Below are 15,350 nucleotides of genomic sequence, written 5' to 3'. Positions count from 1 at the left end.
CAGCCCCTTTCTCGTGGGTCCAGCGCGTCGAAATCGCTGGTGGTTTTCTGGTTCTCTTTTGCCAGCAAAAGAGAACAATTAGCCTTAATGAAAAAGCGCTCTGCCCCGCGCACAGGCGCGAGAACCAGTTCTGGTTCTCTTTTGGCACGCAAAAGAGAACTTAACCTCGCGTAACCGCGCTCTGCCCCCGCGCCATCGGCGCGAGAACCAGTTCAAAGTTCCTTTAAGAACCCATCCAGCTCCCGCTGGTTCCGAATCAATACATATTTCTCCGGGTACTTTTCCCCGATCCTCTCCATCTTCGCCCACTTTTGCTTCGTGCGCCCATCGTGGAGGATCCAGCGGACGAATTCGGCATCTATCTTCTCTTCGCACCCGGGCGCAGACGACTCCCTCACACGGCCTTTGTTCTGCTGCCAGCGCCGTATCGCCCGCCAAAGGCAGACCAGCGGTGAAAACCAGAGCACGATGATTTTATCCGCTTCTTTCAGCCGACGGGCATAGCAGTTCTTGCTATAATTGCCGTCGATGACCCAGCCGCCTGCGTTCTCGTCGAGAAACTGCCGGACAATGGCTTCTTCCTCGGCGAAGGGCCGCTCCACCCAGCCGGGCAGGAAATGCACGGTATCCATATGGAGCACCGGCAGGCCGTATCTCTCCCCCAGGCGCTTTGCCAGCGTGGATTTCCCGCTGCCGCTGGTACCAAGTATCGCTATTTTCATCTCTGCCTCCTTTTACCTTATATAAGATGTATCAGACAGTATACGCTGACCGTCTGATAACGTCAAGTTCCGGCTTGACATTTCGTCCACCTGCTCGTATGCTATAATCATAGAGTCTATGACAGGAGGTCTTGCAGATGGCATCTCCAAAAAAACGTGTCAATCCGCTTTTTGTTGCTTTAGCGGTCGTGCTGGTGGCCGTAGTGGTCGCTGTGGGCGTGGTCTTTTTCCAGCTGCACAGCAAAATCTCGGCTCTGCAAACCGGTGCATCCTTCACCTTCCGGTATGAGATAACGCCCAACAGCCCGGATAAGCCGCCGCTGCTGAACATCCTCGATCGGGTGAACGCTTCCAGCGGCAGTATCAGCGGCCAGTATGCGCCCGGAAAGCTGCAGCTCTCTTTCTACCAGCTCAACGAAGACGACTCCGTCAAGACGTCTCCCTTCACCCGGGTCTATATCGACTCGGAAGAGACGCTCTTCGACATCGGGCAGCTCTACACCGTTCTGCGTCAGGCTGTCACCGATAAACTCTCCATCGCAAGCGTTCTTCTGCCCGAGTGGAGCCTCGGAGACTACATCTCCCAGACACAGGCTTCCGCCGTGCTGGGCGTCGAGACGAACAAGGTCGAGCTTCAGGAGCTTTCCGGCTTCACCCTCTCGCTCAAGGGGCTGAAAAAAGTCTCTCCTTCTGCCGCACGGGACGGCTACCGCTACTATCAGTTCCCCGCCGCAGCCGACGGCACGACCCTCGTGCTCGGCTTTTCGACAGACGCTCTCTTCTCGAAGACCACGCCCATCCATGTGTTGCTGACCATCCCGGACCACAACGTCCACATCCAGCTCACCGGCACGGTGACCTCTGCCAAGACGGTGCTCTCTCCCCCGGCTTCCCGGATGAGTGACGAGGACATCGCCACGCTGGCTCAGATACGCCAGAGCATCGAGTCTGTCTGGAAGATGATACAGTCTGCCGCCCAGACCACAACCTGAATGATACAAAAAAAGCAGACGCTTTGTGCAGCGTCTGCTTTTTTGTTTGCGATTATTTACCGGTCGAGGATACGGCCATCCACCGAGAAGGTGACGACATTCCAGGGGATGAACTTGCCGCTGTTCTTGAGGGCAGTGACGGCGGCGTGTTCGAGACCTCCGCAGCAAGGCACCTCCATCCGCAGGACGGTAACGCTCTTGATGTCGTTATTGCGGATGATCTCGGTCAGCTTCTCGCTGTAGTCCACGGCATCCAGCTTGGGGCAGCCGATGAGGGTAACATGGCCGCGCATGAACTCCTGATGGATGTTCGCGTAGGCGTAGGCGGTGCAGTCGGCGGCGATAAGCAGCTTGGCACCATCAAAATAGGGTGCATTCACCGGCACGAGCTTGATCTGGCAGGGCCACTGGGCCAGCTGCGAGGGCTGGGCGGCGGCAGGAGCTGCAGCCGGTGCGGCCTGCTGGCGGTCAAACTGGCGCATGGCGCTGCCCGGGCAGCCGTGGAAGACGGGCTTTTCGGCAGCGGCAGCAGCCTTTTTCTGTTTGTTTTCCAGCACAGCCTGCTCATCGTAGGCAGCGGCCTCCCGCTCCTCGAAGGTGATGGCACCGGTGGGGCAGCCGGGCAGGCAGTCGCCGAAGCCGTCGCAGTAGTCGTCGCGCATGAGCTTGGCCTTTCCGTTCACGAGGCCGATGGCACCCTCATGGCAGGCAGTGACACAGGCACCACAGCCATTGCATTTTTCTTCGTCTATATGAATGATTTTACGGATCATATCCACACTCTCCTTTTCTTGATGGGCCTATTATAACAGATGCTTCGTCTTATTTCTGTTGTCATGACCACAAAGAGAGAGGAAGTTTTTCTCAGTAATGCACGACATTGCCCGCATTGCGGATGCGTGCCAGCACCGGCTCTGCCTCCGGGCTGCGGAAATAGTCGAGGCTGGTCTTGGGCAGCAGCGTCTCGAGGGTATCCCAGTCGCCGCTCTGCAGGCACTGGCGGACGGTGGAAGCACTGATGGCCTTGCCGTTTGCTTCTTTGCGGGGTACAACGACACACGCGATACCCGCTTTGGGCAGCTGCTCGCACATAATCTGGTTGTAAAGCCCCGTCACCTGACTGGTAGGCTCCTCGCCCACATAGCGGGCAGTGATGTTCAGCGCCGCCGCGATTTTTGTAAAGACAGCGAGGTCCAGTCGGGCGTGGCCGTCGATGACAGCTGCCTCATCCTTCAGGAAGTAACTGGGGAAGGTGGCATTCGAGATGATGTAGGGGCCGCTGTCGTGGAGCACCACATTCGGCAGATGGGCCACGCCCGCCTCCACCAGCTTCCTGCGCACGGCAAAAGGCACGAGGCTGGCGTCCTCACTGACCACGAACAGGTGGAGCGTGTCGCAGGCGGCAGCAGCTTTTTCCACAAGATACTGATGACCGAGGGTAAAAGGGTTCGCGTTCATGACGAGGGCCGCACTTTTGCCCTCGGTCCTGGTCTTTTCCAGATCGCGCAGATAAGCTCCGAAGCCGTCGCGGCGGTTCTCCATGAAGACAAGGGTATCCTCCACCCGGGCGATCTCGTAGAAGCCGAGGTCGCCGAAAAATTTGGAGCTTTTTACCTTGGTGTAGAGAAACAGGTGCATATTCCCCCGCGCGCACTGCACCTCGATGAGGTGGGTGATGATCTGGTTCAGCAGACCCTCGCCCTGATGGGCACTGCTGACGGCGAAGCACCGCAGGGTATTGCCGAAGCAGCTGCCGGTGCCGATGACGTTATATTCCTCGTCGAACATGGCGCAGATGTAGTCCAGATTGCCGTCGCGGCGGATGCCCTCCTGACCCAGCAGTGTGTCGATTTGGGCCAGAACGGTTTTATCGGTCGGATAGACCTGCGAAATGGTATATTCACTCATTGATATTCCCCTTAGTAGTAACAAAATGGAGCAGCCAGGTCAGCGCCAGCAGGTCGGCACTGCCGCCGGGCGAGAGATTTTCCGCAATGAACCGGTCATCCAGCGCCGCGAGCGCATCTTTATCCGGGTAAGGTGTCTGGGCGAGAAGGGCTTTCAGCTCTTCGGTGAGGGCCAGCTGACGCTCCCGGCTCGAGCGGGCAATGATGTTGGTATCAGTGCTGTTGGCCAGGATGGCCAGCAGTGCGCCGCCGCCGACGCGGTCGAAGTCGTAACCCTTGGCAAGGCCCTCTTCCAGCACCGGCAGACCGACATTCAGCACCGTGGGAAGTCCAGCTTCCACCTGCCCCCGCACACCAGTGATACCGTACTGAATATAAAGCTTCTGGCCCACGGTGGCGGCGTTCTCGGCAGTGACGCCTGCAAAATCCTTCTCGGTCAGGCCCGCCGTCATTGCGGATACTTCCGCCAGAACGCGGGCTGCTTCGGCCCAGAGGGAGCGGTCGAGGCGTCCCAGCGCCGCGCAGACGATGCCCACCGAAAAGACCGCGCCCTTGTGGGTGTTGACGCCGCCGGTGGCGTCCAGCATCTCGCCCTCGGCCTCACAACCCAGAGGCCGCAGGGCCGCGAACGTCTCGGACGCGGGCTGTTCCGCCGTCTCACGGCCCGTCCGGGCGCAGGCTTCAAAATAGGGGTAGAGCGCCGCGGCGCTGTCCATGAAGGTGAAGACGTCCATGTCTTTATGGCTTCCGCTGTTGCGCCGGTCCACAAGGCCGGGCTTCGGGGTGGTGGTCACTTCGTAGAGCAGGGCGCGGACGGCCAGACGGGCCGCGTCGGCAATGTCCTGCGCGTCCCGGGCCTCGGTCAAGATCTCCGTCGTCTTTTCCTGCAGTTCGGCCACGGTATGGACGCGGCGGCTGCTGCACACCTTAGCAGGCCCGCCGCAGATGAGACAGCGGCGGCCTTCGAGGTTTAGCTCTTCTCTGTCCACTTTGAGGCCGTCCGGACGGATGACGTCCATGTCGAACAGCCGCCCCAGCGGAGTGGCGTCCTCGATGTCGGTGGTGAATTTCTTGATAGTCAGCGGGTCGGCGTCCAGCACATAGAACGCCTCGCAACCGGTCACTTCCCGGACGGCGTCCTGATACAGCGGCGTCAGCTTTGCCCGCAGAAACTGCTGGCGCAGCAGCTGACGCCCCCGCGCAAAGCCCCGCCGGATGAGGGGCGAATCCTTTATCGGGCCGCAGATATTCATGGTAAAGCAGATGAGCGGCTTGTGATACTGGGCCAACAGCTCCTGCTGATGCTGCACCCGGCGCTCCCGTGCATCCAGCATCTGGACCAGCGAAACAGTCGTTTCCATGTTTTTCTCCTCTCAGCGGTGCTTTTTGAGCATGTCCATAAAGAGCTGCACCTGCGGCAGGGCGGCTGCGTCTCTCTGGCAGAAAATATAAGTGCGCCGGACGAAGGGCTCACCGTTCTCGAAGGTGCAGGGCTTGACATATCCTTTGAAGTTATCCAGCGCCACTTCCGGCATCAGCGCCCAGCCAAGGCCCCGCTCCACCATCTCGCGGCAGACCATGATGTTATCCACCACAAAATTGCCCGCATCGTTGGTCACGCCGTTCTCGTAGCGCCAGCGGGCCATCTGGGCGCTGATGGTGGCGTCGCTGCTGTGGTCGATATAAAGGTAATCGGAGATGGGCCTGTCCTTGTTCTCCTCGCTGCAGATGAAGCAGATATTCTCCTGCGAGAGCAGGAACTGGGTACCGTCCCACGGATACTCGCCCCGCAGCACTGCCACGTCCCGCGAAGAGTCCAGCATCTGCTGGTAGATGTTCCGGCTGTGGCCGGTAGCGATGTCGAGGCGTACCTTCGGGTAGGCTTTGTGGTACTCGGTCAGCACCTCGGGCAGACGGTAGTAGGAGAAGTTCACCGAGATGCCTGCCCGCAGGGTGCCGCAGGCTTCGCCCTGGATGGCAGCCAGCTGGCGGCGCATCTTTTCCATCTCGCGGGCGGCGGCGGCGCTGTGGAGCAGCACCTGTTCGCCTGCCGGCGTGAAGCGGATGCCCTGCCGTGAGCGCAGCACGATCTCCACCCCCAGCTCCTGTTCCAGCGCCTTGATGCGCTTGGAAAGTGCCGACTGGGTCATGTACAGTTTGTCCGCTGCGTGGGTGATGTTGCGCGTCTCGTCCAGTGCGTGCAGCAGCTCGTAATCTTTTTCGTCCATCGTAGCTCTCCCCCTATTGCCCTTTATTTTTCTTATCATTTCTGTTTGCGCTTCATCGCGGCGCTTTTTCTCCGATTCCATATCTGTTATTCATAATACAACAGATTTCAGCAAATGAAAAGGGGGATATTCGCCTTGATTTTTCCGAAAGTCCATTCCCAGATGGAATAACTCAGCACTTTTCTTGCGGCTTTCTTAACCCTGCCTTAATTCCATCTTAATGCGGTGTTGTTGTACACAACATCTTCATTTTTTCTTTGCTGATGGGCGGTCTTCCTCCCGCAGTACTGAAAACGCAGTTCTCTTTTCATTTTTGCCTGAAAAATCAGTAAAAGTACAGTTTATTGGACATTATTTGTATTATTATAAAAACATGAAAATACTCGTTTCTTTCTTCTTTGGCACATTGCAGATTTTTCCGTCTGCTTTTTGTGCAAAGTCCCAGAATTTTTCGTCGAAAAGCGCGTTTTGTTGACAGCCGCTTTTTGAAAAGCGTATCCTTATTGCAAACCAGAGTCAGGAGGTCATTTTATGGAGCACTCCACACGTCTCGCCCACATCAGCGAGGATGGCACCCGCACCCAGACCGTCTACGACCATCTCGCCGGCACTGCCAGACTGGCCGGTTCCTTCGCAGCCCCCTTCGGGGCACAGAGTGAGGCCGAATTTGCCGCGTGGCTCCACGACGTCGGGAAGTACAGCGACGCCTTCCAGCTGCGGCTCAAAGGCGGCCCAAAGGTGGACCACTCCACCGCCGGGGCGCAGGAGGCCTGGGTTCGCCAACATCTCCACACTGCCTTTGCCGTGGCCGGACACCACAGCGGCCTGCCCGATGGCGGGAGCCCCGCCGATGACCCGGGCGACGCCACCCTATTTGGCCGGAGCAAGAAGCCGATAGCCCCCTACGACGGCTGGCAGGAAGTAACGCTCCCCGCCTCGACGCCGCCCACATGGGCCTGCGCCGACCCGCTGAGCCTCGCGTTCTTTACCCGGATGCTCTACTCCTGCCTCGTGGACGCCGACTTCATCGACACCGAGACCTTCATGGACGGCAAGGCCGCACCCCGGGGCAGCGGCACGGACATCGCCGCGCTGCGGGACATCGTCTCGGCACAGGCGCAGCGCTATCTCAGCGCCGAATCGCCCTCGCCCGTCAGCGTCCAGCGCAACACCGTCCTCCGCGCCTGCCTCGAGAAAGGCGCGCACGGCCCGCAGGGGCTCTACACCCTCACCGTACCCACCGGCGGCGGCAAGACCTTCGCCTCCCTCGCCTTTGCGCTGGAGCACGCCGCCGCCCAGAAGATAAAGCGGGTCATCTACGTCATTCCTTATATGTCCATCATCGATCAGACCGCCGCCGTCTTCTCGGGCCTGCTGGGCGCAGAAAATGTTCTGGCCGACTTCTCCAACGCCGAGTACAAGACTGTTGAGCAGGACGACCTGACCCCCGCCCAGTACCGCCAGATGCTGGCCAGCGAAAACTGGGACGCCCCCGTTGTGGTGACGACGGCGGTGCAGTTCTTCGAGTCGCTCTACGCCAACCGCAGCAGCCGCTGCCGCAAGCTCCACAACATCGCCGACAGCGTCATCATCTTCGACGAGGCGCAGACCCTCCCGGGCGACTACCTTGCCCCCTGCGTCAGTGCCATCGCCCAGCTCATCCAGCATTACCACTCCACGGCCGTCCTCTGCACGGCCACCCAGCCTGCCCTTGAGCCGCTGTTCCGGCGCTTTGCGCCTGAGCTCCACCCGCAGGAGATCACGCCCGACGCGGCCTGCCTCTACGAAGTGCTCCGGCGCACCACACTGCAAGACCTCGGCACCCTGCCGCAGGAGGAGTTCGCCGCCCGGCTGGCCCGGCACCCGCAGGTGCTCTGCGTGGTCAACCGCCGCAAGACGGCCCAGCAGCTCTACGCTGCTCTGCCCGCCGAGGGCAGCTACTGCCTGACCACCCTGCTCTGCGCCGCCGACCGCCGCCGTCAGCTGGACGCCATCCGCCAGCGACTGAAAGAGGGTCTGCCCTGCCGGGTGGTGTCCACTTCTCTCATCGAGGCGGGCGTGGACGTGGATTTTCCCGTCGCTTACCGCGAGCAGTGCGGTCTTGACTCGCTCTTACAGACTGCCGGGCGTTGCAACCGCGAGGGGCGGCGGGGCGCAGAGGAAAGCATCGTTTACCGGTTCCGGCTGGACGAGTGTTCCACGCCCCAGATGCTCAGGCAGAACGTCAGCGCGCTGGACTACACCGCCCGGCATCAGGGCACACTGGACACGCCCCGGGCCATTCAGCTCTACTTCAACGAGCTTTCCGACCTGCGCGGCCCCGACGCCGTGGACAAGCACGGCATTCTGGATGCCTTTCTCCGGGGCATCCGGGGCTGCCAGTTCCCCTTTGCACAGGTGGCGGAGGAATTCCGCCTCATCGAGAACGCTGCCCGCACGGTCTATCTGCCCGTCGGCGAGGGCGCAGCCCTCTGTGAACAGCTGCGCAGCGGTCATGTTACCCGGACGCTGCTGCGGAAGCTGGGCGTTTACAGCGTCTCCTGCTATAAGGACCAGTTCGACAAGCTTGACGCCGCCGGGGCGCTGGAACTGCGGCCCGATGGTTCCGCCATCCTCACCGACACCAGCTGCTACAGTGAAAAGACCGGCCTTGCCATGGATGTGGAGACGGGCATCGGCCTTTACTTCTAAAAAGAGAGAAGCGGCAAAGCATACACCGCTTTGCCGCTTCCCCTTGACATCTCCGACATCAATTAAATATTTCAATCCTCATCAGAGGCATCCAAACCTCCAACGACACCAACAGTATACGGAAAAACGAACTTTTTTTCAACATGTTCCAGATAATTCCGCACAACTCCTTGACAACACTTTCGAGAAAGGATATACTAAGCTCAGAAAGGATATAGAGACATGTCCGATTATCAAATAAATGAAGTTTAATAGTGAAGAGGTGGTTGCAATGGCTAACATTCATCTTAGTCTGAAAATTCAACTTCACCCGGAAAGGAGGCGATGCTGATGTCCATGCTCATTGAAGTATGGGGCGACTATGCCTGTTTCACTCGTCCGGAAATGAAGACCGAGCGTGTGAGCTACGACATGCCCACCCCGTCCGCTGCGCGGGGCCTTGTGGAGGCCATCTACTGGCACCCCGGGCTGCGTTATACGGTTGACCGCATCTATCTTCTCAAGCCCTTCGGCCTTGACCCCGAGGACGAAGCGTCCACCGAGGAGTACACCCAGCGGCCCATCCGGTTCACCAACATCCGGCGCAACGAGGTCAAGTCCACCCTGCTGTCCTCCGCCGCCCTCAGTGCGGCCAAAGGCGGCACGCCGCCGGTGCTCTACACCTCGGAGGACATCCAGCAGCGGGCCGCGATGGTCCTGCAGGACGTCCACTACGTCATCGAGTGTCACTTTGATTTGACAGACAAGGCCGCCCCCAGCGACAATCCCGGCAAGTTCCAGGACATCCTGCGCCGACGCCTGCGCAAAGGTCAGTGCTATCACCAGCCCTGTTTCGGGTGCCGAGAGTTCCCGGCCAACTTCCGGGAGTGGCCGGGCGGCAGCATTCCGGCGCTGAAGGTCACGCAGGACCTCGGCTTCATGCTCCACAGCCTCGATTACTCTGATTCGGCCAACATCCGCAGCCAGTTCTTCCGCGCAAAGCTGGTGGACGGCGTGATGGAATGCCGGGACGTGGAGGTGTTCACATGATACTCCAAGCACTCACCGCCTATTATGAACAGCTCTTGAAGCAGGGCAAGGTGGAGGCCCCCGGCTGGGACAGCCGCTTCAAAGTCAGCTATGAACTGCGCCTCGGCCCGGACGGCCAGCTCCTCGCCCTCAACGACCTGCGGCAGGAAGTCCCCAAGGGCAAAAAGACCGTCATCGCCCCCCGTGATCTCCCTGTCCCCCACCGGGTCAAGCGTGCCTCCGGCGTCGCCGCGAATTTTTTGTGCGACAATACGTCCTATCTGCTGGGCGCAGACGAAAAGGGCAAGCCCGAGCGTTCCCGCCAGTGCTTCGAAGCCTGTGCCGCCCTTCACCACAAGGTTCTCGACGGCGTGGACTCCCCTGCCGCCAAAGCCATCCTCGCCTTTTTTGACAGCTGGGAGCCAGATACAGCCCCCACCCACCCGCTGCTGGCAGAGCAGTGGGCTGACCTGAACAACAACGCGAACCTTGTGTTCGGCTACGAATCCCCCGACGGCGCCCACTGGCTGGCCACCACAGATGACGCCATCCGGGCCGCATGGCAGTCCGCCTTTGACACCTCCGATGCAGACGCCGAGACGGCCCGCTGCCTCATCACCGGCAAAGAGGCCGGCATCGCCCGCATCCACCCCGCCATCAAGGGTGTGATGGGCGCACAGGCCGCCGGTGCGGCACTGGTCTCCTTCAACGCGCCCGCTTTCTGCTCCTATGGCCATGAGCAGGGTGCCAACGCCCCTGTCAGCGAGTACGCGGCTTTCGCCTATACCACGGCCCTCAATCTGCTGCTGGCTGACCGGAATTGCTGTCAGCGCATCGGCGACACCACCATCGTCTGCTGGGCCGAAAACGCCGCTCCCGCCTACTCAAACGCCATGCTGATGTTTTTCTGCGGCGGTGCCGAGGCGCGCGGCGTCTCGGAAAGCGACCTTGCCGCCGCACTGAAAGCCCTTTCTCAAGGACGCCCCGTTTCCTTCCTCGATGACAAGCTGGACCCGAACCAGAACTTCTATGTGCTGGGCATCTCGCCCAACGCGGCCCGGCTCTCCGTCCGGTTCTTCCTGCACAGCAGTTTCGGACAGTTTGCCAAAAATCTGCAGGACCACGCCGACCGGCTCAGCATCACCCGCCCCGCCTTCGACAAGTGGGAAAACCTGTCGGTCTGGGCGCTGGCGCAGGAGACGGTCAACCAGAAATCCCGGGACAAAACTCCATCGCCCCAGCTGGTGGGCGACCTGCTCCGGGCCATCCTCACCGGCGGGCCGTACCCCGCCACTCTGCTCAACGGCGTGACCCTCCGCATCCGGGCCGAACGGGAAGTCACCCGGGGCCGCGCCGCCATCCTGAAAGCCTACTATCTCCGCAACTACCCCACCGAGCTCAACAAGGAGGTATTTACCGTGAGCCTGAACGAAAGCAGCAATGTCCCCTATGTTCTGGGGCGTCTCTTCTCTGTGCTGGAGACGATCCAGAGCGTCGCCAATCCCGGCATCAACGCCACCATCAAAGACCGGTACTTCAACTCGGCCTGTGCCACCCCGGCAACGGCCTTCCCTACGCTGGTCAAGCTGGCTCAGAAGCATCTGCAGAAGATGAGCACCCCCAACGAGGTGCATTTCAGCAAACAGCTCACCGAGCTGATGGCCCAGCTGCCCGAGACAGGCTTCCCGGCGCGGCTCAGCCTGCCGGAGCAGGGTGCCTTTGAGATCGGCTACTACCACCAGACCCAGAAACGCTACGCCAAAAAGAATGAGGAGGAATAAACCATGTCTGAGCCCATCAAGAACCGCTATGATTTCGTTATCCTGTTCGACGTCGAGAACGGCAACCCCAACGGCGACCCCGATGCAGGCAATATGCCCCGTATCGACCCCGAGACGGGCTACGGTCTGGTGACCGACGTCTGCCTCAAGCGGAAGATCCGCAACTATGTCGAGACCCTGAAAGAGGACGAAAAAGGCTATCGTATCTACATCAAGGACGGCGTTCCCCTCAACCGCAGCGATGCCGAGGCCATCAAAACTCTGGGCATCGACCCCGACCTGAAAGCTGCCAAAAAGGCCGACCCCGACATCGATGCCAAGCTGCGGGACTATATGTGTGAGAACTACTTCGACATCCGCACCTTCGGTGCCGTCATGACCACCTTCGTCAAGGGTGCGCTGAACTGCGGTCAGGTGCGCGGCCCCGTCCAGCTGAGCTTTGCCCGGTCGGTGGACCCTATCGTCCCGCAGGAAGTCACCATCACCCGCGTGGCCATCACTACCGAGGCCGATGCCGAGAAGAAGGGTACTGAGATGGGCCGCAAGCACATCGTGCCTTACGCCCTCTACCGCGCCGAGGGCTATGTCTCGGCCAACCTCGCCCGGAAGACCACCGGCTTCTCCGAGGATGATTTGAAACTTCTGTGGACTGCCATTCTGAATATGTTCGAGAACGACCACAGCGCTGCCCGGGGCAAGATGGCCGTGCGGGAGCTCATCGTGTTCAAGCACGATTCTGAGCTGGGCAATGCCCCGGCCTATAAGCTCTTCGACTCCGTCGCCGTCCAGCGCAAGCCCGATGTGGACGCCGCCCGCAGCTACCGCGACTACACCGTCACGGTGGCAGACACTCTGCCGGAAGGAGTCACCTGCGAGAGGCTGTCCTGATGGGCGGCGCAGACGACTGGCTGCCCCTGTCGGGCATCCAGCACTTCTGCTTCTGCCGCCGCCAGTGGGCGCTCATCCATCTGGAACAGCAGTGGGCGGAGAACCGCCGCACCGTCGAAGGCCAGCTCGACCACGCCCGCTGCCATGACGCAGACCAGACCGAACGGCGCGGCGGCCTGCTCATCACCCGAGGGATGCAGGTGGTCAGCCGTCGGCTGGGCCTGAGCGGAAACTGCGATGTCGTCGAGTTCCGGGCCGACCCGGAGGGCATCCCCCTGCAAAGCACGGAAGGGCTTTGGAAGCCCATGCCTGTCGAGTACAAGCATGGCCGCGCCAAGGCCAGCGACGCTGACCGGCTGCAGCTCTGCGCACAGGCCATGGCGCTGGAAGAGATGCTGGTGTGCAGCATCCAGGAGGGTGCGCTCTTCTACGAGGAAACGCGGCGGCGGGAGGTCGTGCCGCTGACCGAAGAACTGCGCCAGACCACCCAGAAGATGGCCGACGAGATGCACGCCTATTTTGCCCGGGGCTATACCCCCAAGTCGAAGCCCGGCACCCACTGCAGCGCCTGCTCCCTCAAAGAGCTCTGCCTCCCCGTGCTGTATCAGCGTGCCGACCCGAAAGCCTATCTCCGCGCCCATCTGGACGAGATGCAGGAGGCTGTGCCATGAGAAAGTTTTTGAACACGCTCTACGTCCTCAACAAGGACGCCTACCTTTCCCTCGAGGGGGAGAACATCGTCCTGCTCTGCAACAAGGCTGAAATTGGCCGGGTCCCGCTCCACACGCTGGAAGGCATCGTCTGCTTCAGCTATCCCGGCGCAAGCCCTGCCCTGATGGGTAAATGCGCCAGCCTCGGGGTCGATTTGAGCTTTTTCAGCCCGCAGGGCCGCTTTCTGGCCCGGGCCGTAGGCGAAGAGCGGGGCAACGTCCTGCTGCGGCAGACCCAGTACCGCATCGCAGACAGCGAGGCAGAGAGCTGTCTCTATGCGCGCAATTTCATCCTGGGCAAAGTCTATAACGCCCGCTGGGTGCTGGAACGGGCCACCCGCGACCACCCCCAGCGGGTGCCGGTGGAACAGCTCAAGCGCACCAGCGCCCAGCTGGCGGCGGCGCTGCCCCTCATCGAACAGTGTGACGACCTCGACCAGCTTCGCGGTCTGGAGGGCGAGGCAGCACAGCGGTATTTCGACTGCTTTGATTCACTCATCCTGCAGCAGCACGATGATTTTGCCTTCACCGGTCGGAGCCGCCGCCCGCCACTGGACAATACCAATGCCCTGCTCTCTTTCGCTTATTCGCTTCTGGCCTCCGACTGCACGGCGGCTCTTCAGAGTGTGGGCCTCGACCCCTACGTCGGCTTTCTCCACCGCGCCCGGCCCGGGCGCAGGAGCCTCGCCCTCGACCTCATGGAAGAGCTGCGTGCAGTTTATGCCGACCGCTTCGTGCTCTCCTGCATCAACCAGAAAATCATGACGCCGAAGCATTTCCAGAAGCAGGAGAACGGGGCCGTCCTTCTCACCGATGAGGGCCGCCGCGCCTTTCTGGGCGGGTGGCAGACCCGCAAGCAGGAGACCATCACCCACCCGTTCCTGAACGAAAAGCTTCCGTGGGGCCTCGTGCCTTATGTGCAGGCTCTGCTTCTGGCCCGCACCCTGCGGGGCGATATGGAGCTTTACCCGCCATTTTTCTGGAAGTGAGGGATGTGTATGCTGGTCCTCATCACCTACGACGTCAACACCGAAACTCCTGCCGGGCGCAAACGTCTGCGCAAAGTCGCCAAGCGCTGTGTGGACCACGGCCAGCGGGTGCAGAACTCCGTGTTCGAGTGTCTGCTGGATGCCGCGCAGTATGCCGTTCTCAAGGCGGAGCTGATGTCTCTCATCGACCCTGCGCTGGACAGTCTGCGCTTCTACCAGCTGGGCAACAACTATAAGAACAAGGTGGAGCATATCGGCGTTCATCCGCCCTTCGAGCAGGACGGCCTGCTGTTGTTCTGAGTTTCCCGCCCCGGTGCGAAGGGCGAGTTCTCAGCATTTTTCCGGCACCTTCGCACCGGATTTTTGTGTCATTTTGCATGATTTGGATAGTTCTTTGACCCGTTGTAAATCAAGGCTCTTCTAAATTCGTGCAGAATGTTGTACAATTTGTTTGAAAATAGAGATTTTGTCTCTGTTTTTGCTGTCGCCCTCCTCGCGGAGGGCGTGGATAGAAATATCTCCTGCATATCGTCCTCTGAGAGACCGAGGAAGGTCGCCCTCCTCGCGGAGGGCGTGGATAGAAATCGACTCGGGCGGCGGCAGTTACGCACAGAGCAAGGTCGCCCTCCTCGCGGAGGGCGTGGATAGAAATTTCGTGATAACCCGCTGCGCCTCCGGCGCGATCGGTCGCCCTCCTCGCGGAGGGCGTGGATAGAAATTCAATCATTTTGAGAACCGGCTCGAACGCACGCTGTCGCCCTCCTCGCGGAGGGCGTGGATAGAAATATAGGTGTTGGAGGTGTCCGCAAGCCGGACGTCGGTCGCCCTCCTCGCGGAGGGCGTGGATAGAAATATGTTTGGTGTCCTCCTTTGAGTATAAAAATAAGGTCGCCCTCCTCGCGGAGGGCGTGGATAGAAATTTCCGGCAACAGCAAAAACGGCTCTCCGGCTCTCGTCGCCCTCCTCGCGGAGGGCGTGGATAGAAATACGCGAGAAGATGCAGCTCGTGCTGCACAGAACAGTCGCCCTCCTCGCGGAGGGCGTGGATAGAAATTCGCGGACGGTCTGCCGCTTTTTGAGCTGGGCGGGTCGCCCTCCTCGCGGAGGGCGTGGATAGAAATAGCAACCGTTGCGCTGCTGCCATGCCGCCCCGCTGTCGCCCTCCTCGCGGAGGGCGTGGATAGAAATGGGCCGAAGCCGCCTTGTGGATATATCAAGGCAGTCGCCCTCCTCGCGGAGGGCGTGGATAGAAATAGTGTCCGGGTGTGTGTGTCGTGCCTTGTGTGTGGGTCGCCCTCCTCGCGGAGGGCGTGGATAGAAATCAAGACCAGACGTGGGTGCTGGAAATGGTAAACAAGTCGCCCTCCTCGCGGAGGGCGTGGATAGAAATCAAACTAGACCACACAACCAGACCGATGCAGGAGGTCGCCCTCC

The 15,350-nt window shown here is 60.4% G+C and carries 13 protein-coding genes and 1 CRISPR repeat array; of the genes, 8 read left to right on the top strand and 5 right to left on the bottom strand.

Annotated elements, in window-relative coordinates; all coding sequences use genetic code 11:
* Positions 1-212: 212 nt before the first annotated feature.
* The gene (locus AAAU26_RS00990) at positions 213-722 is read right to left on the bottom strand and encodes an AAA family ATPase (protein ID WP_227619164.1); all 510 of its coding nucleotides are present in this window, start codon (positions 720-722) and stop codon (positions 213-215) included.
* A 137-nt stretch (positions 723-859) separates the two neighbouring features.
* On the opposite strand from AAAU26_RS00990, the gene AAAU26_RS00985 reads away from it, so the two are divergent.
* The gene (locus AAAU26_RS00985) at positions 860-1,714 is read left to right on the top strand and encodes a hypothetical protein (RefSeq protein WP_227619163.1); all 855 of its coding nucleotides are present in this window, start codon (positions 860-862) and stop codon (positions 1,712-1,714) included.
* A 56-nt stretch (positions 1,715-1,770) separates the two neighbouring features.
* Here the strand turns inward: AAAU26_RS00985 and AAAU26_RS00980 are convergent, their stop codons facing one another.
* From AAAU26_RS00980 to AAAU26_RS00965, 4 genes are all read right to left on the bottom strand, one after another.
* The gene (locus AAAU26_RS00980) at positions 1,771-2,487 is read right to left on the bottom strand and encodes an ATP-binding protein (protein WP_158403557.1); all 717 of its coding nucleotides are present in this window, start codon (positions 2,485-2,487) and stop codon (positions 1,771-1,773) included.
* Between the two features lie 91 nt (positions 2,488-2,578).
* Positions 2,579-3,622: a [citrate (pro-3S)-lyase] ligase gene (gene citC, locus AAAU26_RS00975; RefSeq protein WP_227619162.1), complete on the bottom strand. Its 1,044-nt coding sequence runs from the start codon at positions 3,620-3,622 to the stop codon at positions 2,579-2,581.
* Positions 3,615-4,982, bottom strand: coding sequence for a triphosphoribosyl-dephospho-CoA synthase CitG (gene citG, locus AAAU26_RS00970; protein ID WP_227619161.1), 1,368 nt, complete (start codon positions 4,980-4,982; stop codon positions 3,615-3,617). The genes citC and citG overlap by 8 nt, the downstream gene beginning before the upstream one ends.
* 12 nt (positions 4,983-4,994) lie before the next feature.
* Positions 4,995-5,849 (bottom strand): LysR family transcriptional regulator, encoded by an 855-nt coding sequence (locus AAAU26_RS00965; RefSeq protein ID WP_227619160.1) that lies wholly within the window; start codon positions 5,847-5,849, stop codon positions 4,995-4,997.
* A 531-nt stretch (positions 5,850-6,380) separates the two neighbouring features.
* On the opposite strand from AAAU26_RS00965, the gene cas3 reads away from it, so the two are divergent.
* The 7 genes from cas3 (at position 6,381) to cas2 (ending at position 14,216) form a co-directional block, all read left to right on the top strand.
* On the top strand, positions 6,381-8,540 hold the full coding sequence (cas3, locus tag AAAU26_RS00960; protein ID WP_227619159.1) for a CRISPR-associated helicase Cas3': 2,160 nt from the start codon (positions 6,381-6,383) through the stop codon (positions 8,538-8,540).
* A 330-nt stretch (positions 8,541-8,870) separates the two neighbouring features.
* Positions 8,871-9,569: a type I-C CRISPR-associated protein Cas5c gene (gene cas5c, locus AAAU26_RS00955; protein WP_227619158.1), complete on the top strand. Its 699-nt coding sequence runs from the start codon at positions 8,871-8,873 to the stop codon at positions 9,567-9,569.
* A complete protein-coding gene (gene cas8c / locus AAAU26_RS00950; protein ID WP_227619157.1) occupies positions 9,566-11,329 on the top strand; it encodes a type I-C CRISPR-associated protein Cas8c/Csd1 in 1,764 nt (587 codons plus the stop codon). Before cas5c ends, cas8c begins: the two co-directional genes overlap by 4 nt.
* Before the next feature lie 3 nt (positions 11,330-11,332).
* A complete protein-coding gene (gene cas7c, locus AAAU26_RS00945; protein WP_217212416.1) occupies positions 11,333-12,217 on the top strand; it encodes a type I-C CRISPR-associated protein Cas7/Csd2 in 885 nt (294 codons plus the stop codon).
* Positions 12,217-12,888, top strand: a complete 672-nt coding sequence (cas4, locus tag AAAU26_RS00940) for a CRISPR-associated protein Cas4 (RefSeq protein WP_227619156.1) — start codon at positions 12,217-12,219, stop codon at positions 12,886-12,888. The genes cas7c and cas4 overlap by 1 nt, the downstream gene beginning before the upstream one ends.
* Entirely contained in the window at positions 12,885-13,916 is a 1,032-nt protein-coding gene (gene cas1c, locus AAAU26_RS00935; RefSeq protein ID WP_227619155.1) for a type I-C CRISPR-associated endonuclease Cas1c, read from the top strand. The genes cas4 and cas1c overlap by 4 nt, the downstream gene beginning before the upstream one ends.
* Before the next feature lie 9 nt (positions 13,917-13,925).
* On the top strand, positions 13,926-14,216 hold the full coding sequence (gene cas2 / locus AAAU26_RS00930) for a CRISPR-associated endonuclease Cas2 (RefSeq protein WP_207677634.1): 291 nt from the start codon (positions 13,926-13,928) through the stop codon (positions 14,214-14,216).
* Between the two features lie 183 nt (positions 14,217-14,399).
* A CRISPR array of direct repeats spans positions 14,400-15,306; the repeat unit is 33 nt; unit sequence GTCGCCCTCCTCGCGGAGGGCGTGGATAGAAAT.
* Positions 15,307-15,350 lie beyond the last annotated feature (44 nt).

Origin of the sequence: Faecalibacterium longum (assembly GCF_040094125.1) — a bacterium.
Lineage (GTDB): Bacteria > Bacillota > Clostridia > Oscillospirales > Ruminococcaceae > Faecalibacterium > Faecalibacterium longum.
The sequence above is the reverse complement of the archived record's forward strand: the minus strand, read 5'-3'. Positions and strand labels throughout refer to the sequence as shown.